The sequence below is a fragment of the Pseudomonas fluorescens genome (assembly GCF_001708445.1).
In the GTDB taxonomy this organism is placed as follows: domain Bacteria; phylum Pseudomonadota; class Gammaproteobacteria; order Pseudomonadales; family Pseudomonadaceae; genus Aquipseudomonas; species Aquipseudomonas gorinensis.
Window position 1 is genome coordinate 5,982,055 of record NZ_CP015637.1, and the last position, 20,639, is coordinate 6,002,693.

The window sequence follows — 20,639 nt, forward strand, 5'->3', positions numbered from 1 at the left end:
AATGTGATACATCTCAGGCAGGTTGTGCTTAACTGTCCGAATGAAGGCACTGTGCCATCTTTTTTGCGGGTCGGAGTTTTACCCTTGTCGCGCGTGTCCGCAGTACGTTTCAGTCATTTCTTTCCTTCGTTGCTGCTATTGCTGGCCGGGCTCTCGGCTGCGTACGTCAAGGACCTCAACGTCTTCTTCACTTCGCTGTTCAACGTGTTGCCGACCCTGGTGCTGTTGCTCGGCGGATCGTATTGCGCGGTCTATCGGCGCCAGCGTGAACTGTTCCTGATGATCACGGTGTACATCGTCTACTTCCTGCTCGACACCCAGACCGATTTCTACCGAGACAATGGCCGGGTTCGCGAAGACGCGGCGGTGGTGTTCCACCTGTGTTGCCTGCTGTTGCCCGTGTTGTTCAGCGTCTATGCCCTGTGGCAAGAAAAGACCCACCTGTTCCGCGACTTTGTCGCACGTGGTGCTGTGTTGCTGGCGGTAGGCAGCGTGGCCCTGGCTCTTGAGCAAAGTTATCCCCAGGCGCTGCTCAACTGGTTGGCCGAAATTCGCTGGCCGGCGTTGCATGGCACCTGGATGAGCCTGATCCAGCTGTCGTACCCGATGTTCCTGATTGGTTTCCTGACCCTGGCGGCGCAGTACTGGTACCAGCCGCGGCCGCTGCATGCGGCGCAGATGGTCGGGCTGCTGGGGATGTTCTGGATGCTGCCGCAGACATTTATCCTGCCGTTTACCCTGAACATCATGTGCAGCCAAGTGATGCTGATGATCGCTGCCGGTGTCGCCCACGAGGCCTATCAAATGGCCTTCCGTGACGAGCTGACCGGCCTGCCGGGGCGTCGTGCCCTCAACGAGCGCATGCAGCGGCTGGGGCGCAACTATGTGCTGGCCATGAGCGACGTCGACCACTTCAAGCGTTTCAACGACACCCATGGCCACGATGTGGGGGACCAAGTGCTGCGCCTGGTGGCGAGCAAACTGTCCAAGGTCAATGGGGGTGGGCGTGCCTACCGTTACGGCGGTGAAGAGTTCGCCGTGGTATTTGCCGGCAAGACCCTGGACGAGTGCATGCCGCACCTGGAGGAAATTCGCGAGATCATCGCCGACTACGACATCAAGTTGCGCCACTCAGACCGGCCCCAGGACGATCAGCAGGGCCGTCAACGCCGGGCGGGGAGTGGCGCCTCAAGTGTCTCGGTGACCGTCAGCATCGGCGTGGCCGAGCGCCAGGCTGAGCAGCGCACGCCCGAAGAGGTGCTCAAGTCCGCCGACCAGGCGCTCTACGCCGCCAAGGGCGCCGGGCGTAATTGCGTGGTCGCGGCCGGGCAAACCCGCCGCGGCGCTGTGCGCATGGAGAGCGCTGCCGGTTGAGTGATGGTGGTGTATTCAGCGGCTCTACAGTGATTGTCCGGGGCGCTGGCCGGCAGTAGGTTGAAATCATCTGCTGCCGGAGACATTGCCATGCCTGAGTACAAAGCTCCCCTGCGCGACATGCGCTTTCTGATCGACCACGTGTTCGACTTCCATGGCCATTACGCCGCGCTGGGCGCGACGGACGCCAGCCCGGACATGGTCAGTGCGATCCTCGAAGAAGGTGCGAAATTTTGCGAGAACGTGCTGGCACCGCTCAATCGCAGTGGCGATGAAGAAGGCTGCCATTTCGATAATGGCGTGGTGACCACGCCCAAAGGTTTCAAGGAAGCCTTCGCCCAGTACGTGGAAGGTGGCTGGCACGGCGTGGCGGCAGACCCCGCCTACGGAGGCCAAGGCTTGCCGCAATCCCTGGGCCTGGTGCTGAGCGAAATGATCGGCTCCAGTAACACCTCCTGGGGTATGTACCCGGGGCTGACCCACGGCGCGATGTCGGCGATCCACGCCCATGGCACCGAGGAACAGAAAGCCACCTACCTGAGCAGACTCACCGCCGGCCAATGGACCGGCACCATGTGCCTGACCGAAGCCCACTGCGGTACCGACCTGGGCCTGATCAAGACCCGTGCCGTGCCCCAGGCGGATGGCAGCTACGCCGTCACCGGCAGCAAGATTTTCATCTCGGCCGGTGAACACGACATGAGCGCCAATATCATCCACCTGGTGCTGGCCAAGCTGCCGGATGCGCCAGCGGGCACCAAGGGCATCTCCCTCTTTATCGTGCCCAAGTTTCATGCCGATTCCGGTGAACGCAACGCCGTGCATTGCGGCTCCATCGAGCACAAGATGGGCATCAAGGGCTCGGCCACCTGCGTGCTGAACTTTGACGGCGCCCGGGGCTTTTTGATTGGCGAGGCGAACAAGGGCCTCAACTGCATGTTCACCATGATGAACCATGCACGCCTGGGGACCGGCATGCAGGGCCTGTGTAACGGCGAGGCGAGCTTCCAGGGCGCGATCAAGTACGCCAACGACCGCCTGCAAATGCGCTCGCTTACCGGCGCCAAGGCGCCGGAAAAAGCCGCCGACCCGATCATCGTGCACCCCGATGTACGCCGTATGTTGCTGACCATGAAAGCGTTCAACGAGGGCAACCGGGCGCTGACCTATTTCACCGCGCAACTGCTCGACACCGCGCACCTGAGCCGCGACGCCGGCCAGCGCCAGGAGGCTGAAGACCTGCTGGCGTTCCTGACGCCGATCTGCAAAGCCTTTATGACCGATACCGGGCTGGAGGTGACCAACCACGGCATGCAGGTATTCGGCGGCCATGGCTACATTCGTGAGTGGGGCATGGAGCAACTGGCACGCGATGCGCGGATTGCGCCGATCTATGAAGGCACCAACGGCATCCAGGCCCTCGACCTGCTGGGGCGCAAGGTGTTGGGCAGCCAGGGCAAGCTGCTGCGCGGCTTTACCAGGATTGTGCATAAGTTTTGCGCGGTGAATGCCGAGCATGCGCAGCTCAAAGGCTATGTGCTGCAGCTCAATCAACTGAACCAGGAATGGGGCGAGCTGACCACCCAGGTCGGGATGGCCGCGATGAAAAACCCTGACGAAGTGGGCGCCGCTGCGGTGGATTACCTGATGTACAGCGGTTACGTCATCCTTGCCTACCTGTGGCTGCGTATGGCGATTGCAGCGCTGGAACAGGGCGACAGCGACTTCGCCACAGCCAAGCTGGCCACCTGCGACTTCTATTTCAAGCGCTTGCTGCCACGTACTGCGACCCATCGGGCGGCCGTGGAAGCCGGCAGTGACTGCCTGATGAGTCTGTCTGCGGAGGCATTTGCGTTGTGATGACTTAAGAATACCAATCAGTCACAAGTGGACCCTATGTGTCTGAAAAGTTGTTCGGGTACACTCGGAGCCTGTAAAACCGATCCTATCGAATCACTTTTCACGTTCTCACGAGGTTTGCCATGGCTGATTACAAAGCGCCGCTGCGTGATATGCGCTTCGTCCTCAACGAAGTTTTTGAGGTCGCCAAAACTTGGGCCCAATTGCCGGCATTGGCAGACACCGTAGATGCCGAAACCGTTGAGGCGATCCTTGAAGAGGCCGGCAAAGTCACCGCCAAATCCATCGCCCCGCTCAGCCGTGGTGGCGATGAACAGGGTTGCCACTGGGCGGACACGGTCGTCACCACGCCGGAGGGTTTCCCCCAGGCGTACAAAACCTACGCGGAAGGTGGCTGGGTCGGTGTCGGCGGTGACCCGATCTTCGGTGGCATGGGCATGCCCAAGGCCGTGTCGGCCCAGGTCGAAGAGATGATCAACTCGTCGAGCCTGGCGTTCGGCCTGTACCCGATGTTGACCTCGGGCGCCTGTGTATCGATCAACACCCATGCCAGCGAGGCGCTCAAGGCGACCTACCTGCCGAATATGTACTCCGGTAAGTGGGCCGGTTCCATGTGCCTGACCGAGGCCCATGCCGGCACCGACCTGGGCATTATCCGGACCAAGGCCGAGCCTCAAGCGGACGGGTCCTACAAAGTCAGCGGCACCAAGATCTTTATCACCGGTGGCGAACACGACCTGACGGAAAACATCATCCACCTGGTGCTGGCCAAGTTGCCGGATGCGCCGGCCGGTCCCAAGGGCATTTCGTTGTTCCTGGTGCCGAAGTTCATGGTGAACGCCGACGGCAGCCTGGGCGCGCGTAACCCGGTGAGCTGCGGTTCCATTGAACACAAGATGGGTATCCAGGCGTCGGCGACCTGCGTGATGAACTTCGACGAAGCGGTCGGCTACCTGGTGGGCGAGCCTAACCGTGGGTTGGCAGCGATGTTCACCATGATGAACTACGAGCGCCTGGGGGTGGGTATCCAGGGCCTGGCGTCCGGCGAGCGCTCGTACCAGAACGCGATCGAATATGCGCGTGACCGCTTGCAGAGCCGTTCGCCCCTGGGGGCGCAGGCCAAGGACAAGGTGGCTGATCCGATCATCGTGCACCCCGACGTGCGCCGTATGCTGCTGACCATGAAAGCCTCGAACGAAGGCGGCCGTGCGTTCTCCACTTACGTGGCGACGCAGTTGGACATCGCCAAGTTCAGTGAAGACGCTGCCACCCGCGAGCGTGCCGACAACCTGGTGGCGCTGTTGACCCCCGTCGCCAAAGCGTTCCTCACCGACCTGGGCCTGGAAACCGCCGTGCTCGGCCAGCAAGTGTTTGGCGGCCACGGCTACATTCGTGAATGGGGCCAGGAGCAACTGGTGCGCGATGTGCGTATCACCCAGATCTACGAAGGCACCAACGGTATTCAGGCGTTGGACTTGATGGGGCGCAAGATCGTCGGCAGCGGCGGTGCGTTCTACACCGTGTTCGCCGATGAGATTCGCCAGTTCACCGCCACCGCAGGCCCTGAGTTGGCCGAGTTCACCAAGCCGCTGAACGCGGCGGTGGATAACCTGGACGACCTGACCGCCTGGGTGCTGGACCGCGCCAAGACCAACCCGAATGAAATCGGCGCGGCCTCGGTGGAATACCTGCATGCATTTGGATACATGGCCTATGCCTATATGTGGGCATTGATGGCCAAGGCCGCGTTGGGCAAAGAGGCGCAGGAAGATTTCTACGCCAGCAAGCTGGGCACTGCACGGTTCTACTTTGCCCGTCTGTTGCCGCGGATTCACTCACTGAGTGCGTCTGTAAAAGCCGGTAGCGAATCGCTGTTTTTGCTGGATGAAGCGCAGTTCTAAGGGGGTGGAGGGCGTGTAAGCATTCTCTTACATGACGTGCCGCTATTCGTCCTCTATCGCCAAATTGGATCCACGGATAATCTACTTCACATGGACGTCGCGCAGGAAGCGCAAAGCAACAACACGGACACGTAGGATTCTGCCAGGATGGCGGAGTGAAATGGATGTCAGGGAAACAGTCTGCAAAGCCCCGCTTCGGCGGGGTTTTCTTTTGCCCGCGAAAAAGTCAGGGGCGCTGAGTTCAGGGCTGGGCCAGCGGGGCATTCATCACGTCTTCAAGCAAGGTGCGCAGCAACGCCATCGTGGCCTGCTGACGCTGCACATCGCGGCACACCAGGCCCACTTTCAGCGGCACCCTGGGTTCACTCAAGGGCTTCCACAGCAGCGACTGGCTGTTGTGTTCATCCTGGGAACGGCCCGGCAAGACGGTCGCCAGTTTGGTATGGGGCAGGCTGTCGAGAATCCCCACCATGGTATTGAGCTCCGCTTGCACTTGCGGGCGCCGCCCGAGGTTAGCCAACTGGCCCTGCCAGATCTGTCGAACCTGAAACTCTTCTCCCAGCAGCAACATCGGCAATTCGGCCGCCTGTTTCAGCGAGACCTTCTTGAACTCGCGCAGGGGGTGATCCTCGGGGATCACCACTTTCAGTTCATCTTCATACAACAGCACACCGTGCAGGCCCGGCTGGCGTGGCGGCAGGTAACTGATGCCGATGTCCAGCGAACCGTTGAGCAGCCGCCGTTCAATCTCAATCCCGGTCAATTCGTAGATCTGCACCACCAGGTGGGGTTGGGCCTTGCGCACCCGCTCCAGCATCTGCGGCACCAGGCTGGTGTGCACGGTTTGCAGTACGCCGATGGCCAAGGTGCGCAGTGCCTGGCCCTTGAAGTTGCGCAAGGCTTCGACGGCTTGCTGCATACCGTCGATCAACGGCAGGGCGTGGTTGTACAAGGTATGGGCGGCGAGTGTCGGTAACAGGCGCTTGCTGCTGCGCTCGAACAGGCTGACATCCAGGTTCTGCTCCAGTTGGCGAATCTGCTGTGACAGCGCCGGTTGGGAGATCGACAGGCGTTCAGCGGCACGGCCCACGTGGCCTTCTTCATATACCGCGACGAAATAACGCAGTTGCTTGAAATCCATAAGTCTTTCTTATCGAAAAAGCTGGAAAATCGAAATGGCCGTTAGCCGCCGAGACGCCTAGTCTAGCGCCTATCCACAAGGCTTACAGGGCCAGATCGGGCAATGAATAGCGTTTATGTTGATGGTATTTGCATAGGCAAGGCAAAAAACCTCTCGTGGGGTTTTGCCGGTGGGACCGACCAAGGCGTGGTTGCCATGGGAGGTAAAGTGTGAACCTGTTCAATTTGCGTCGCCCCGCGGCGAGCCTGGATGACCTGATCCTGGACGCGCCCCATGAAGATCTCCCCGGCGAATGCCTGATGCCAACCGTGGCACGCCCCCCACAAGTCTTTGTACGTGGCCAGGCATCCTGGCTGTGGGACAGCGATGACCGTGCCTACCTGGATTTCAGCCAGGGCAGTGCCGCCAATAGCCTCGGCCACAGCCCACAGGTCCTGATCAAAGCCCTGGCTGATCAGACCCAATCCCTGATCAATCCCGGCAATGCCCTGCACAATCGCGCCCAACTCACTCTGGTCGAGCGCTTGTGTCATCGCACCGGCAGCGACCAGGCGTATCTGCTCAACAGTGGCGCGGAAGCCTGCGAAGCGGCGATCAAGCTGGCGCGCAAATGGGGGCAGTTGTATCGCGGTGGCGCGTATCGAATCATCAGTGCCAGCAACGGTTGTCATGGTCGCAGCTTTGCGGCGATGTCGGCCTCGGCGAGCACCCAGGAAAACCGCTTTGAGCCGCAGTTGCCGGGTTTCAGCCATGTGCCGTTCAACGACCTGCCGGCCTTGCACGCCGCGGTCGATGCACACACCGTCGCCATCATGCTGGAGCCGATCCAGAGTGAAGCCGGGGTCATCCCGGCGACCGATCACTACCTTAAAGGCGTTGAGCGCCTGTGTCGTGAGCTGGGGATTCTGCTGATCCTCGACGAAGTGCAAACCGGCATCGGCCGTTGCGGCACCTTGCTCGCGCAAGAGCAGTACGGCGTGCGGGCCGACATCGTTACCCTCGGCAAAGGCCTGGGCGGCGGCGTACCGTTGGCGGCGCTGTTGGCGCGGGGCAAAGCCTGTTGCTTTGAAGTGGGGGAGCTGGAAGGCACCCATCATGGCAACGCGCTGATGGCGTCGGCCGGTGTCGCGGTCCTCGATACTGTGTTGGAGAACGGCTTCTTTGAACATGTGCGCGAGTCGGGTGCTTACCTGGGTGAAGGCCTGGCCCGCCTGGCTTATCGCTACGATCACGGCGAACTGCGCGGTCACGGCCTGATGTGGGGGCTGACGCTGTCGGATGACTCTGCGGACGCCGTAGTAAAAGCTGCACTTCATGAAGGCTTGATCCTGACCGCCCCGCAGCCCGACTGCCTGCGCTTCACGCCGGCGCTGACGGTGAGCAAGAGCAATATCGACGAAATGCTCCTGCGCCTGGCCCGCGCTTTCTCCCGCGTGCGCACCGCGCAGTTGCAATGCCGCAAGGGCATCGCCGTTTAACCCCTTATTCCTGAACCGTCTCGCGGTCTACGCGTCGCCTCCAGCCTGATTTTTTCGGCTGGGGGCGTTTTTTTGACTGTGCACTTCGGTATGGCCCGGTGCCAGATCCCACTGAACCCTCACGAACCCCCAAGGTCGATTAGCTACACGGCTCACACGAGCCGACTTTTTGGAGCTGACCCATGGATTTCATTCGTATCATCATCGCCATTCTGCTGCCGCCACTGGGTGTGTTCCTGCAAGTGGGGTTTGCCGGCGCGTTCTGGCTGAACATCCTGCTGACCTTATGCGGTTACTTCCCGGGCATCATCCACGCCGTGTACATCATCGCCAAGCGCTGAGGTCGTCAGCCTTTTGCGATGAGCCGTGAGTTGCGCTCATTGCGAAAGGCCAGTTGCTCGATGGTCTGGGTGGCGTGTTCGGCTTCTTCCCGTGCCTGAAGGATGATGCCGTGTTGCTCGGACTTGCTGCACACCGGGTCGGCATTGCTCGCATCACCCGTGAGCATGAACGCCTGGCAGCGGCAGCCGCCGAAGTCCTTTTCCTTTTCATCGCATGAACGGCACGGTTCGGGCATCCAGTCATAGCCGCGAAAGCGGTTGAAGCCGAAGGAGTCGTACCAGATGTGCTGCATGCTGTGGTCGCGCACATTGGGAAATTGCACCGGCATCTGTCGGGCGCCATGACAGGGCAGGGCGGTGCCGTCCGGTGTGACCGTCAGAAAGATACTGCCCCAGCCGTTCATGCAGGCTTTCGGGCGTTCCTCGTAGTAATCCGGGGTGACGAAGATCAGCTTGCACGGGTGGCCTTCGGCTTCGAGCTTGGCGCGGTATTCGTTGGTGATGCGTTCGGCGCGCACCAGTTGCTCCTGGGTCGGCAACAGGCCCACACGATTGAGCTGCGCCCAGCCGTAGAACTGGCAGGTGGCGAGTTCGACAAAGTCCGCCTCCAGCGCGATGCACAGCTCGATGATGCGGTCGATCTTGTCGATATTGTGCCGGTGGGTGACGAAGTTCAGCACCATCGGGTAGCCGTGCGCCTTCACTGCACGGGCCATTTCCAGCTTTTGCGCGAAGGCTTTTTTCGAACCGGCCAGCAGGTTGTTTACCTGTTCGTCGCTGGCCTGGAAGCTGATCTGGATATGGTCCAGGCCGGCTTTCTTGAAGTCGCTGATCTTCTGCTCGGTCAGGCCGATGCCCGAGGTGATCAGGTTGGTGTAGAAGCCCAGCTTGCGTGCCTCAGCGATCAACTCGGCCAGGTCCTGGCGCACCAGCGGCTCACCGCCGGAAAACCCCAGTTGCGCGGCGCCCATCTCACGAGCCTCGCGAAACACCTTGATCCACTGCTCGGTGCTCAGCTCCTTGCCTTGCTCGGCAAAGTCCAGCGGGTTGGAGCAATACGGGCATTGCAACGGGCAGCGGTAGGTCAGCTCGGCGAGCAGCCACAGCGGCAGGCCGATCGCCGGTTTTTCAGGCAAGGGTGATCCAGTGCTCGGCACGGGCGACCTCCATGAATTGCTCGATGTCATCACCCAGCTCAGGCACACCGGGGAATTGTTTATCCAGCTCAGTGATGATCGCCGCCACGTCGCGCTCACCGTCGATCAACCCACCAATCAGCGCGGCGCTGTCGTTGAGCTTGATCATGCCTTCGGGGTAGAGCAACACATGGCCTTTTTGCGCGGGTTCGTACTGGTAGCGGTAGCCCTGGCGCCAGGTCGGTTTTTTGCTGCGATCAAAGCTCATAGGGCGATCCCTTTATGCCAGACCCGCTGCTCGGTCACGCTGTGATACGGCGGGCGATTCAGTTCGTAGGCCATGCTCATGGCATCCAGCATGCTCCACAGGATGTCCAGTTTGAACTGGAGAATTTCCAGCATGCGCTCCTGGCCTTCACGGGTGGTGTAGTGCTGCAGGGTGATCGCCAGCCCGTGTTCCACGTCGCGTCGGGCCTGGCCCAGGCGGGTGCGGAAATACTCGTAGCCGGTGGGGTCGATCCATGGGTAATGCTGTGGCCAGCTGTCGAGGCGTGATTGGTGGATCTGCGGCGCGAACAGCTCGGTCAGCGAGCTGCTGGCGGCTTCCTGCCAGCTGGCGCGGCGCGCAAAGTTGACGTAGGCGTCCACCGCAAAGCGCACGCCGGGCAGCACCAGTTCCTGGGAGCGCAGTTGGTCCGGGTCGAGGCCGACAGCCTGGCCCAAACGCAGCCAGGCTTCGATACCGCCATCTTCACCGGGGGCGCCATCGTGGTCGAGCAGGCGCTGGATCCATTCGCGGCGGATCTCGCGGTCCGGGCAGTTGGCCAGGATCGCGGCGTCTTTCAGCGGGATATTCACCTGGTAGTAGAAACGGTTGGCGACCCAGCCCTGGATCTGCTCGCGGGTGGCGCGGCCTTCATACATCGCCACGTGGTATGGGTGATGGATATGGTAGAAGGCGCCCTTGGCCCGCAGGGCGTGCTCGAATTCGATGGGTGTCAACGGTGTGTCAGTCATGTCGTCAGCTCCTACAATTCAATGCTCATGCCGTCGTAAGCCACTTCGACATTGCGCCGCACCAGTTCCGCTCGTTCGGGGGAGTCTTCATCGAGGATCGGGTTGGTATTGTTGATATGGATAAGTACTTTGCGCTGCTTCGGCAATTGTTCCAGCACTTCGAGCATGCCACCGGGGCCGTTCTGTGCCAGGTGGCCCATCTCGCGACCGGTGCGGGTGCCGACGCCACGGCGCTGCATCTCATCGTCGTCCCACATCGTGCCATCCACCAGCAGGCAATCACTGCCGGCCATGATCTCCAGCAGCGGCGCATCGACTTTACCCAGGCCTGGGGCGTAGAACAGTTTGCCGCCAGTGCGCAGGTCTTCGACGATCAGGCCGATGTTGTCGCCGGGGTGCGGGTCGAAGCGGTGCGGCGAATAGGGTGGCGCGGCGCTGCGCAACGGCAGCGGGGTGAAGCGCAGGTTGGGGCAGGCGGGGATGGTGAAGCTGGCGTCCAGCTCGATACGGTTCCAGGCCAGGCCGCCGTTCCAGTGGGTGAGCATGGTGAACAGGGGGAAGCCGCTGCTCAGGTCTTCATGGACCATGTCGGTGCACCACACCTGGTGCGGGCAGCCTTCGCGCAGGCTCAACAGGCCGGTGGTGTGGTCGATCTGGCTGTCCATCAGGATGATTGCGCTGATGCCGGTATCGCGCAGTGCGCGACCGGGCTGCATGGGCGCGAAGCCCTGGAGTTGCGCGCGAATATCCGGCGAAGCATTGCACAGCACCCAATTGACGCCATCGTCGGAAATCGCGATGGACGACTGGGTGCGTGCCTGCGCCCGCAGGCTGCCGTCACGAAAGCCTGCGCAGTTCACGCAGTTGCAGTTCCACTGCGGGAAGCCGCCGCCGGCGGCGGAACCTAGAATCTGGACAAACATGGCCGCTCCATCAAGCAAAGCTGAAAACAAAAACGCCCCGGACGAGCCGAGGCGTAATCTTACCCAGCCAATCAGCGGCTGGCGAAGTACATGGTCACTTCGAAACCGATGCGCAGATCAGTGTAAGCAGGTTTGGACCAGGTCATATTCTTACTCCTACGAAGGGATGGGACGTTTACTACCAAGTAATACATATAGTCCACCTCCAGTCGGAGATGTTCAGATGTGTGCGTGGGAATGTTACCGAATTCTTTTCAAGTTAGCGCTGTCTTGGTGGAAAAAGCCTATTGCAGGGGCGGCAATGATCACTGCACCGTCTGCCAGGCAGCATTGATGCGCGGACCATTGGCGACGCAGCGCCAGCCGCCTGCGGCGACCTGCAATTGTTGGGCGGCGTACTGCAGGTCTTCGCGGGTGCGGGTCAGGATTGCTTGTTGCAACTGTGAGAGGTAATCCGACGGATGGCCTGCCAGGCGCGCGTGCCACAACAGTTCGGCGGCTTGGGCGATGGGCAGCGCCTGTGCTGTGAATTGTTGCGCCAAGGGTTGCTGGCCCAGGTCGTCGTTGCTGTCGATCAATGCCGGCAGTTGGGCAAGAAACGCCTGGAAGTGATCAACGATCCCTTCAAGGGAAACACTGGGGGACTGCACCCCCAACAACAGGCCGGTTTGCCCGTTGATTTGTCGGACACTGCTGAATACGGCGTAGCCCAGCTGCAATTCAACGCGCAGACGTTGATAGAACGGGCCCTGGAGCAAGTGCCCGAGCAGTCGCCATGACGCTTCATCCGTCAGGGAATATGTGGGTGTCGGGCAAAACAGCAGCAAGGCGGCGTCGTTGGAATCGGTCTTTACCTCATGCCACAGCTGTTGACCGCTGAGGCTTGGGGGGACGTGCTCGCTGTTAACGGGCTGCCCGGGCAAGCGAGCGGCAGCGGTTTTTATCGCCGCTTCATACGCGGCGGGCAAACCGCAGCCCAGCCCGTGCCAACCTGCGTTGGCCCACGACGCCGATGGCTCAGCGGCCTTGGGCGGGCTGCCGGCGCAGCACGCCGGCAGGGCGCTGAGCAATGCTCGAATCGCGATCATAGTGGGCTGGGCGCAGGGCGCCTCCAACGGCTGGTGCAGGCGATGTGCCACCGCTTCCAGCACGGCCGGCATGGGCTCATGCAGGCCGACCATTTTCAGCAGCCAATCGTTGCCGGTCGTTTCGAAAGACAATTCGACCCCGGCCTGGCGGGCATTCGTGCGCAAGGGCTGCAATGTGCTTTCTAGCCCTGCTGGCACGGGAGAGTCAAATTGCCAGTGCAGGTATAAAGCGCCTTCGCCGCTGTCATTCGCCAGGGCCTGGCTGAAGGTCAGAGCCGACACTTCCCTGCGTCCCCGTGAGCGGTCCTGGGCGAAGGTGCGCAAGCCTCGATGGGCGCTGGTCTGGCCACGGATCAAACCGGCGCGTTCGCCCCTGGCAGGCGGGCGCAGGAACGGGTTGTTCGGCGGGAGCTGCCAGGTGTGCCGGGAGGGCGCCAGTTGCAGGGCGTCGAGCATGGCCTTGAGGGCGGTGGCGCTGTGTTCCGACAGTTGTGGCTCCAGGCCGTCGCTGTCATGTCGCGCCAAGGCGAGTGCGCTCAGGGTCTGTTGTTGGCGCGCGTTCAGCAAGGCGAACTCTTCGCGCAAGGGTGTCCAGTCGCTGTGGGCGAAAAAGCTCAGCCAGTCGTGCAGCAGTGTCTCGATCTGTGGTGCCGAGCCGCGTTGGGTGCCCAGGGTAAAGTCGATATCCAGCAGCGCTTGCCCGCTGAAGTGATAAACCACGCTGGCATGCAGCGCGGTGGCCAGTTGTCGCGTTTTCACTTCGGCAAGCAGACCGCCCGGCGCCGACGTATTAAGCCAGAGGCACAGGAAATCCAGCGCTTCGCGGGGTGCTGCGCAGGTGATGACCTGATGCAGGTGATTGCCAGCAGTGTGTTGATAACCGCGCGCCAGGCCAGCCATCAAGGCGGGTGGGGCGTCCTGCGGATGCAGGGGCCCCGATGTCAGTGCGTCACTGAACCGCTGCGCCAAGGCTTCCAGTTGCGCCAATGATTGTGGGCCGGCAAGGCTCAACGTCATCTGCCCGCTTCGATAGAAGTGCGCGTGAAATGCCCGCAACGCTTGCTGGAATGCCTCGCTTTCCAGCGGCAGGCTATCGCGATTGCCGGCATGAAAACCCCGCAGTGGATGATTGGCGGCGACGCCTTGCAGCAGTGCCACTTGTTGCTGTGCGTTGGCATCCTCGGACCAGGCGACGAACTCCGCGTGCAGCACCTCGCGCTCGCGCCGTTGGTCTTCCAGCATCAGGCGCGGGTGAGTCAGCATGTCCGCCAGCCGCTCCAGCCCATCGTCGAAGGTCGATACCGGCAGCTCAAAGAAAAAGTCCGTGGTGCGCTCGCGCGTGCTGGCGTTGACCTGGCCGCCGTGGCGCTGCACGTAGCTCATCAGGCCTTCGTCACCCGTGAACCGCACCGTGCCCAGAAACAGCAAGTGTTCCAGGAAATGCGCCAGGCCTGGCCACGCCAACGGGACGTCATGGCTGCCGGCAGCCACTCTTAAGGCCGCGGCGCAGCGCTTCAGGCGCGGGGCATGACGCAGGGAAACCCGCAAACCATTGGCCAGGGTCAGATGAGAGTGGTGAGGATGGACCGGCGCAGGCATGGGCACTTCCGAAACGTAGGAAGCGCCTATGCTAGCAAACCCATCAGGTCAGGGCTTGTACAGCGTGCCATAGAGCTCGGGGCGACGGTCTTGCAGGTAGTGATTGGCGGCGCGGGCGTCAAGGATCGATTGGTGTTCCAGCGTGCCGACAATCAAGGCTTCATCCAGGCCGGCCTGGGCGATGCGCTGGCCATTGGGCGCGGCGATGCTGCTTTGTCCGCAGTAATGGATCTCGCCTTCGTGCCCGCAATAGTTGGCGTAGGCCACGTAGCACTGGTTCTCAAAGGCCCGTGCCCGCACGGTGACGTCGGCAACAAAGTCGAACGGCACCATATTGGCCGTGGGCACCAGGATCAGTTCGGCACCGGCCAGGGCCAGGCGCCGGGTGTTTTCCGGGAACTCCAGGTCGTAGCAGATGAGAAATCCGAGCGTCCAGCCGTTGAGTTCCACCAGCGGGAAATCATCTTCGCCGGCGCTGAACATCGAATGATCCAGGTCGCCAAACAAGTGCGTCTTGCGGTAGTTGCACAGGCGCTGCCCGTTGGCGTCGATCAATTGCACGGCGTTGTAGATTTGCCCATCCTCGGCTCGCTCCGGGTAGCCGTACAGAATCGCCAGCTTCGCGCTGCGTGCCAGTTCGGCAATCGCATGGGCTGACGGGCCATTCTGCGCTTCGGCCAGTGCGCCCACGGCCTCGGCGCCGATGTTGTAGCCGGTCAGGAACATCTCCGGCAGCACCAGCACATCAGCGCCGGACGCCTCATGCGCCAGTTTGTGCAGGCGCTTGAGGTTGCCCGCCACATCCAGGGGCAAGGGCGGGCATTGGTACAGGGCGACACGCATGGTCAACTCCTTACTCGGGCAGGGCGATCGGCCCGATGTCATCGAACACATCACCCGGCCCTGGGTTTTCTGGATGGGTGCTGCCACCGAAGTGGGTCATGATGCCCCACACCGCGTTCAGCGAGGTTTGCACGGCGCCTTCCACCCAGGCGGGGGTCCAGGATACGTCGTCGCCGGCAATGAAAATCCCACGTTGTTCGGCGGGCATGTCCTTCTGCATGAAGTGCGCGTACATCCGCTGGTTGTAGCGATAGTGGCCGGGCAGTGCGCCCTTGAAGGCCCCGAGGAAATGCGGGTCGGCTTCCCAGGACACGGTGATCGGGTCGCCGATGATGCGCGCCTTGATGTCGACTTTCGGGTAGATCTTGTTCAGCGCGTCGAGGGCCAGCTTCACCCGCTTGTCGATGGGCTGCGGGAGCATTTTCAGGGCGTCGCTCATCCACGAGTACGACAGGCAGATCACGCCCGGCTTGTCGTCGCCGTTGTCGAAGAGGTAAGTGCCACGGGTCAGGCGATCGGTGAGGGTCATGCTCATCAGGTCGCGGCCGGTTTCCGGGTCTTTGTCTTTCCAGAACGGGCGGTCGACCATCACGAAGGTTTTCGACGACTGCATGTAGCGCGTACGGTCGAGGGCCATCCACATCTTTTGCGAGAACAGGGTTTCATCGCATTCGATCTGGGTGGTCAACAACCAGCTCTGGCAGGTGGTCAGTACCGCCGCGTATTCGCGGGTGTCACCGTAGTTGTCGGTGACTGCGAACCGGCCACCGGGCGCGTGGGCAATGCGCTTGACCCCGGCCCGTGGCGCGCCGCTGTGCAATGAACTGAGGCTGGTACCGTCTGGCCAATGGGCGCAGCGTTCCGGCACATGGCGCCAGATGCCCATGGGCACTTGCGCCACGCCGCCGACCACCAGGTGCTGGTGGTCGTCGCAGTTAGTCATCACCACGCGGAAGATTTCCAGCATGGAATTGGGGAAATCCGAGTCCCAGCCGCCCGTGCCGAAACCGACCTGGCCGAACACTTCGCGGTGATGGAACGACAACTTGGCGAACGCCTTGGAGGTGGCGACAAAATCATAGAAGGTGCGGTCGTCCCACAGGGGCACCAGTTTATTCCACAGTTCTTTGAGGCGTGGCACGTCACGGTCGCGGATGGCTTGCTGGATATCGCCGAACTGCGAACCGGCTTCCAGGGCATCGGCCCAGGCGTCAGCCACTTCCTGGAACAGTGCCGGCAAGTCAGAGAGCTTTTGTGCGTAGTGGGTCTGGCCTTCCAGGTCGATCACCGTACTGCCGGAGGCCGGGGTCAGTGGGTTGGGAAAGGGTTTGGTGTCCAGGCCCAGTTTGTCCACGTAGTGATAGAACGCCGTGGACGATACCGGGAAACGCATGCCACCCAGCTCGGCGATGATGCCTTCGGCGCCTTCAAAGGCTTGGGAGCGCAGGCGGCCACCCATCTTCGAGGCTTCGTATACCACGGGCTTCAAACCCAGCTTCATCAGTTCATAAGCGGCCACCAGCCCGGCAATCCCGGCGCCGACGATCGCCACTTCGGCGCCATGGTTGGCTGCGGGAATGCTGCCCAGGCCTGCTGGGTGTTCGATCCAGTCATCAAAGGCAAACGGGAAATCCGGGCCGAAGATGGTGATGGGCTTCTTGCCGTCGACCGGGTGGCGGTTGGTTTTGCTGATGGTGCTGGAAGGAATGCTCATGGCTGACCTTACTGACGACTCGGCGGGAAGCGACCCGCTGAGTATAGGAAAAGATGGCAGCCAGTTTAGGCAGCGTAGCGCTCGTTAATAAGACGCAAACTGTCGTCGGTTTGGATTGTTTTTGGTCAATCTGACGAGGTGGCTGGTCAGATTGGCTGGCCACGGTCTAATTTATTGCTGAGGATGATCGAGGTGGTGGTTTTCTCCACGCCGTCGACGCTGCCGATCTGGTCCAGCAGTTGATCCAACTGCTCCGGCGAATCGGTGCGCAGCCAGGCCACGTAATCGAACTCGCCGCTCACGGCGCATAGCTGCTGGACCTGAGCCATGGCGCTGAGCCTGCGCAGCACGTCCTTGCCCGAGCGTGCCTGCACGGTGATGCCGACATAAGCCTGCAAACCGCCATCCACGACCCGCTGGCCAAGGCGCACGCCGTAACCGGTAATCACCTGGGTTTTTTCCAGGCGCGCCAGGCGCGACGTCACCGTGGTGCGCGCGATACCCAACTGCCGGGCAAGCATGGCGACGCTTTCGCGAGCGTTGATCTGCAAAGCGGCGATCAATTGGCGATCGATTTCATCTAGGGCGTGCAAGGGAGGCTCCGATACGGGCGGCGATGGGGTGGCATGTTACAGGCTTGCGTCGGCGAGCAGGCAGCGGGCGAACAGCTGCGGCACCGGTAGGTGGCGTTGGCTGTAGCGGCTCAACAGGATGATCTCGCGGTAAAAGGTCAGATGACCCAGCGGGATAATCCGCACCTTGGGCGAGCGCTCCAGCCACAGGCCTGCCTGGGGAATCAACGACACGCCCAGGCCGCACTCGACCATCTTCACGATGGCTTCCAGCTCATCCAGCTCGAGCGCTACCTGTATCTCTATCTTTTGTTCACGCAGAAATCGGCTGACCAGTCGACCCCCAAACGAAGCGCGGTCATAACGTACGTGTGGCTGTGTGCCGAGCAATTGCAAAGGGTCATCGCCGTCGACGGTCTGAGGCGCGATCAGTACGAACGGCTCTTTGCGCAGCACGCGTACATGCAACTCCTTGGGCAAGTCAAAGGGCGGGCGAATGATGATCGCCGAGTCCAGCTCGCCGGCGTCGACCTGGCTCAGCAGCTCAAGGGAGACCCCGGGCACCAATTTGCATTCCACTGTCGGCGCGGCTTGGCGTAAGCGCACCAGCGCCTGAGGCAACAGGCCGGTCTGCGCCGTGGTGATCGCGCCGACTTTCAACTCGCCCCGGTATTCGTTGGCATCCACCGGCACCGCCATGCGGTTGAAGGTCTCCAGGATTTCCTTGGCCAGCGGCAAAGCGCGAATGCCGGCGGCATTCAGGGTGGCCTGGCGTCCCGTGCGGTCGAACAATTGCATCCCCAGCACCTGCTCCAGCTGGCGAATCTGTGCACTCACCGCCGACTGCGTCAGCCCGATATGCATGCCCGCCGCCGCAAACGTGCCATGGCGGGTTACCGCAATAAAGGTCTTCAATTCACGCAGCATGGACGTCTCGATTCATCGAAATAATTTGAGCTCGGCGCAAAAATTATCGTCTTTTCATCATCTGGAGCAAGGCTAAACTCGACGCATCTAATACCCACAGAGGTTTGACCTGATGGCATTGGCTCCTTTTCACCTGGCAATCCCAGTATTCGACCTGGCCGCCGCGCGGCACTTCTACGCTGAAGTCTTTGGCCTGGAGGAGGGGCGGTCGAGCGAGCACTGGGTTGACTTCAATTTCTTCGGCCACCAATTGGTCATCCACGAACACCCGAAAACCGCCTCTCAAGCAGCGGCGCATACCAATGCAGTGGACGGCCACCACGTGCCGGTCCCGCATTTTGGCGTGGTGCTGGGCTGGGAAGACTGGCATGCCCTGGCCGAGCGTTTGCAGGCGCGGGAGACGAAGTTTGTGTTGGAACCGCACATTCGGTTCAAGGGGCAGGTGGGGGAGCAGGCGACGTTGTTCCTGTTTGATCCGTGCGGGAATGCGCTGGAGTTCAAGGCGTTTCGGGATATGGGGCAGTTGTTTGCGAAGTGATGACTGTATTTCGCACGGTCTTTCTTCCAGTAGAGACGCAGCGTCGAGCCGACGCTGGCGCATCAATCCAGCAGGTGCTTTAACGCAGCGACGCCAACAGGCGGCTCCGCCGTCCAGGGAACCACAATGACAGCATGGCTGGTTTGGTCGGCTACTCGCGTCATCTGTTTTTGCTCGCTATCCAGGCGCGCGCGCAGCAGCGGGTCGGTGGTGGCTGTAGCCAATAGTGACTTATTGACCACCCATGCATACGGTTCGATGTTGGCCCTGCGCAAGTCATCTTGCAGCGCTGCCGCCTGAGACACAGGTGTGGCTTCGGGCAGTGTCACAAGGAGAATTTTGGTGTAGTTGGCATCTTGCAGGCGCATCAATGGCGTAACGATATGGTCCGAGGCTCGGCCTTTGAATTCCCGAAGCATCTGGCGGTGATAGGCGCCTGTGGCATCCATCAGTAGCAAGGAATGCCCCGTGGGGGCGGTGTCCAGTACCACGAACGAGGTCCTGGCTTGAGAAACCACGCGGGAGAACGCGTGGAAGACGGCGACCTCTTCGGTACAGGGGGAGCGAAGGTCCTCGATGAGCAAGGCTATTTCAGCTTCCGTCAGGGTCGGCGCGCGGGACGCCACGATCTTGTCTACGTATTTTTGGGTCTCGACCTTAGGGTCAATGCGGCCAACGCTAAGCCCTTTCACATCGGCATTGAGGGTCACGGCCAGATGCGCCGCAGGGTCAGTGGTGCTTAGGTGCACGGACTTGCCGTGCTGCACCAGGCCCAGGGCGACGGCGGCGGCAATAGTGGTTTTGCCAACCCCACCTTTGCCCATGACCATGATCAACCCGCGTTCATCATTCGCAAGCTCGGCGATCAGCTCCGAGAGCGTGTGATGTTCCAGGCGTGAGGGCGCTTGAGTTGCAGTACTTGTTGGCCTGGCAGGCTCCGGGGCAAGCAGTCCGCGAAGCGCGGGCAAACCAACGGAATCTACGGCCTTGAGCGAAATATAGTCGGCTGAAAGCTGGCGCAGTGAAGCTGGCATCTGGTCGAGCGCCCGTTGGCCAACAGCCTCGATCGCTGCTGCGATCGGGTCATTCAAATCGCTGCGTTTGAACACCGCGTTTACCACTAAACGCTGGTTGACCAGACCCAAGTCACGGAGCTCGTCGGAGGAGTGCGCAGCCTCGTCGAGCGCGCCTTTGTCAGAGCGAGTGACTAGCACAACGGTGGTCAGGGCTGAATTGTTGAGCGCCGCCAACGCCTGCTTGAAAAGCTGCTCCTGCATTTTCAAACCCGAGTGCGGCCCCAGGCATGACGCGCCACGGTCATTGCCTTCCAAAAAACCGCTCCACGCTTTTGGCAGGCTCAACAGTCTAAGCGTGTGCCCCGTGGGCGCGGTATCGAACACGACATAATCGTAGGCTGCTGCGCCTTCTGACAGGAGGTGGGCAAACTCATCGAAGGTTGCGATTTCGGTCGTGCATGCCCCCGAAAGTTGCTCGCGTACCAAAGCAATATCCTGATCGCTGGCCTGGGAGCCCATTTGCTCGACTACCCGGGCTCGGTAGTCGATGGCGGCGGCCTCGGGGTCGATGTTCAGCACGAACATCCCAGGCACCTCCGGCACTGCTACAGGCTGATTGCTCAGCTCGACACCGAGCATCTCATCAAGGTTCGAGGCGGCGTCTGTACTAACCAATAGCACCTGCTTGCCTGCATCAGCCAAAGCGATTGATACCGCAGTGGAGACCGACGTTTTGCCCACTCCGCCCTTGCCAGTGAAGAACATATATTTGGTGGGTTGATCGAGCAGTTTGATGGTGGGTTGCATGGCGTGCTGGCCTCCCCGCGGAGCAGAACTGAGGCTCAGAGTTTAGACCGATGTTCTGCACCTCCAGTTTATTTTATGAATCAAGCGGACAGGTTTAGCCCAGCGATGCAAACAGTCCAGCCCAGCATAGGGTTGCTATGTCTATTCACGGCGGGGAGCAGAAGGCGTTCTTCCTCCGGCGATAACCTTCGGTCACGATCACTTGGACCGTTGGACTGTATATGAGGTTGATACGCCAGAAACGCAAAAGCCGCGCAATGCGCGGCTTTGGAGTTGGTGGGCCCACACGGACTTGAACCGTGGACCAAAGGATTATGAGTCCTTTTTATTTCTGTATCACTTTCTGTGTCATACACACAGGATT

Annotated in this window: 18 protein-coding genes; 6 read left to right on the forward strand and 12 right to left on the reverse strand. The window is 61.0% G+C overall.

Annotation, left to right across the window (positions count from 1 at the left end; all coding sequences use genetic code 11):
• The first annotated feature begins 84 nt into the window (after positions 1-84).
• The 3 genes from A7317_RS26755 (at position 85) to A7317_RS26765 (ending at position 5,135) form a co-directional block, all read left to right on the forward strand.
• Entirely contained in the window at positions 85-1,374 is a 1,290-nt protein-coding gene (locus A7317_RS26755) for a sensor domain-containing diguanylate cyclase (RefSeq protein WP_041161035.1), read from the forward strand.
• Between the two features lie 90 nt (positions 1,375-1,464).
• On the forward strand, positions 1,465-3,234 hold the full coding sequence (locus A7317_RS26760) for an acyl-CoA dehydrogenase C-terminal domain-containing protein (RefSeq protein WP_069077142.1): 1,770 nt from the start codon (positions 1,465-1,467) through the stop codon (positions 3,232-3,234).
• Between the two features lie 122 nt (positions 3,235-3,356).
• Positions 3,357-5,135, forward strand: a complete 1,779-nt coding sequence (locus tag A7317_RS26765) for an acyl-CoA dehydrogenase C-terminal domain-containing protein (RefSeq protein ID WP_069077143.1) — start codon at positions 3,357-3,359, stop codon at positions 5,133-5,135.
• A gap of 241 nt (positions 5,136-5,376) precedes the next feature.
• Here the strand turns inward: A7317_RS26765 and A7317_RS26770 are convergent, their stop codons facing one another.
• On the reverse strand, positions 5,377-6,276 hold the full coding sequence (locus tag A7317_RS26770) for a LysR family transcriptional regulator (protein ID WP_024077745.1): 900 nt from the start codon (positions 6,274-6,276) through the stop codon (positions 5,377-5,379).
• 209 nt (positions 6,277-6,485) lie between these two features.
• On the opposite strand from A7317_RS26770, the gene A7317_RS26775 reads away from it, so the two are divergent.
• Both A7317_RS26775 and A7317_RS26780 read left to right on the forward strand, forming a co-directional pair.
• Positions 6,486-7,754 (forward strand): aspartate aminotransferase family protein, encoded by a 1,269-nt coding sequence (locus A7317_RS26775; protein WP_069077144.1) that lies wholly within the window; start codon positions 6,486-6,488, stop codon positions 7,752-7,754.
• Positions 7,755-7,936: 182 nt separating this feature from the next.
• Positions 7,937-8,095, forward strand: a complete 159-nt coding sequence (locus tag A7317_RS26780; RefSeq protein WP_024077743.1) for a YqaE/Pmp3 family membrane protein — start codon at positions 7,937-7,939, stop codon at positions 8,093-8,095.
• Between the two features lie 5 nt (positions 8,096-8,100).
• On the opposite strand, the gene pqqE is transcribed toward A7317_RS26780, so the two are convergent.
• The 10 genes from pqqE to A7317_RS26825 form a co-directional block, all read right to left on the reverse strand.
• The gene (gene pqqE, locus A7317_RS26785; protein ID WP_258538722.1) at positions 8,101-9,231 is read right to left on the reverse strand and encodes a pyrroloquinoline quinone biosynthesis protein PqqE; all 1,131 of its coding nucleotides are present in this window, start codon (positions 9,229-9,231) and stop codon (positions 8,101-8,103) included.
• Complete coding sequence (gene pqqD / locus A7317_RS26790) at positions 9,224-9,499, reverse strand: pyrroloquinoline quinone biosynthesis peptide chaperone PqqD (RefSeq protein ID WP_024077741.1); 276 nt, start codon at positions 9,497-9,499, stop codon at positions 9,224-9,226. Before pqqD ends, pqqE begins: the two co-directional genes overlap by 8 nt.
• Positions 9,496-10,248: a pyrroloquinoline-quinone synthase PqqC gene (pqqC, locus tag A7317_RS26795; protein ID WP_069077145.1), complete on the reverse strand. Its 753-nt coding sequence runs from the start codon at positions 10,246-10,248 to the stop codon at positions 9,496-9,498. The genes pqqD and pqqC overlap by 4 nt, the downstream gene beginning before the upstream one ends.
• A gap of 11 nt (positions 10,249-10,259) precedes the next feature.
• Positions 10,260-11,171, reverse strand: a complete 912-nt coding sequence (pqqB, locus tag A7317_RS26800) for a pyrroloquinoline quinone biosynthesis protein PqqB (RefSeq protein WP_024077739.1) — start codon at positions 11,169-11,171, stop codon at positions 10,260-10,262.
• 71 nt (positions 11,172-11,242) lie between these two features.
• Entirely contained in the window at positions 11,243-11,317 is a 75-nt protein-coding gene (gene pqqA, locus A7317_RS30375; protein WP_003194766.1) for a pyrroloquinoline quinone precursor peptide PqqA, read from the reverse strand.
• Between the two features lie 159 nt (positions 11,318-11,476).
• A complete protein-coding gene (gene pqqF / locus A7317_RS26805) occupies positions 11,477-13,858 on the reverse strand; it encodes a pyrroloquinoline quinone biosynthesis protein PqqF (protein WP_069077146.1) in 2,382 nt (793 codons plus the stop codon).
• A gap of 48 nt (positions 13,859-13,906) precedes the next feature.
• Entirely contained in the window at positions 13,907-14,701 is a 795-nt protein-coding gene (locus A7317_RS26810; RefSeq protein WP_024077737.1) for a carbon-nitrogen hydrolase family protein, read from the reverse strand.
• Positions 14,702-14,711: 10 nt separating this feature from the next.
• Positions 14,712-16,394, reverse strand: coding sequence for a flavin monoamine oxidase family protein (locus A7317_RS26815; protein WP_069077460.1), 1,683 nt, complete (start codon positions 16,392-16,394; stop codon positions 14,712-14,714).
• Between the two features lie 167 nt (positions 16,395-16,561).
• On the reverse strand, positions 16,562-17,008 hold the full coding sequence (locus A7317_RS26820; RefSeq protein WP_024077735.1) for an Lrp/AsnC family transcriptional regulator: 447 nt from the start codon (positions 17,006-17,008) through the stop codon (positions 16,562-16,564).
• Positions 17,009-17,044: 36 nt separating this feature from the next.
• Positions 17,045-17,914 (reverse strand): LysR family transcriptional regulator, encoded by an 870-nt coding sequence (locus A7317_RS26825; RefSeq protein WP_069077147.1) that lies wholly within the window; start codon positions 17,912-17,914, stop codon positions 17,045-17,047.
• Positions 17,915-18,026: 112 nt separating this feature from the next.
• On the opposite strand from A7317_RS26825, the gene A7317_RS26830 reads away from it, so the two are divergent.
• Entirely contained in the window at positions 18,027-18,452 is a 426-nt protein-coding gene (locus A7317_RS26830) for a VOC family protein (protein WP_069077148.1), read from the forward strand.
• Between the two features lie 62 nt (positions 18,453-18,514).
• Here the strand turns inward: A7317_RS26830 and arsA are convergent, their stop codons facing one another.
• On the reverse strand, positions 18,515-20,275 hold the full coding sequence (gene arsA, locus A7317_RS26835; protein ID WP_069077149.1) for an arsenical pump-driving ATPase: 1,761 nt from the start codon (positions 20,273-20,275) through the stop codon (positions 18,515-18,517).
• Between the last annotated feature and the right edge of the window lie 364 nt (positions 20,276-20,639).

Excerpts from the sequence above, each read along its gene's own strand:
- A7317_RS26760 (WP_069077142.1), top strand. The coding sequence starts at position 1,465 with ATGCCTGAGTACAAAGCTCCCCTGCGCGACATGCGCTTTCTGATCGAC.
- A7317_RS26765 (WP_069077143.1), top strand. The coding sequence starts at position 3,357 with ATGGCTGATTACAAAGCGCCGCTGCGTGATATGCGCTTCGTCCTCAAC.
- A7317_RS26770 (WP_024077745.1), bottom strand. The coding sequence starts at position 6,276 with ATGGATTTCAAGCAACTGCGTTATTTCGTCGCGGTATATGAAGAAGGC.
- A7317_RS26780 (WP_024077743.1), top strand. The coding sequence starts at position 7,937 with ATGGATTTCATTCGTATCATCATCGCCATTCTGCTGCCGCCACTGGGT.
- pqqD (WP_024077741.1), bottom strand. The coding sequence starts at position 9,499 with ATGAGCTTTGATCGCAGCAAAAAACCGACCTGGCGCCAGGGCTACCGC.
- pqqC (WP_069077145.1), bottom strand. The coding sequence starts at position 10,248 with ATGACTGACACACCGTTGACACCCATCGAATTCGAGCACGCCCTGCGG.
- pqqB (WP_024077739.1), bottom strand. The coding sequence starts at position 11,171 with ATGTTTGTCCAGATTCTAGGTTCCGCCGCCGGCGGCGGCTTCCCGCAG.
- pqqF (WP_069077146.1), bottom strand. The coding sequence starts at position 13,858 with ATGCCTGCGCCGGTCCATCCTCACCACTCTCATCTGACCCTGGCCAAT.
- A7317_RS26810 (WP_024077737.1), bottom strand. The coding sequence starts at position 14,701 with ATGCGTGTCGCCCTGTACCAATGCCCGCCCTTGCCCCTGGATGTGGCG.
- A7317_RS26825 (WP_069077147.1), bottom strand. The coding sequence starts at position 17,914 with ATGCTGCGTGAATTGAAGACCTTTATTGCGGTAACCCGCCATGGCACG.
- A7317_RS26830 (WP_069077148.1), top strand. The coding sequence starts at position 18,027 with ATGGCATTGGCTCCTTTTCACCTGGCAATCCCAGTATTCGACCTGGCC.
- arsA (WP_069077149.1), bottom strand. The coding sequence starts at position 20,275 with ATGCAACCCACCATCAAACTGCTCGATCAACCCACCAAATATATGTTC.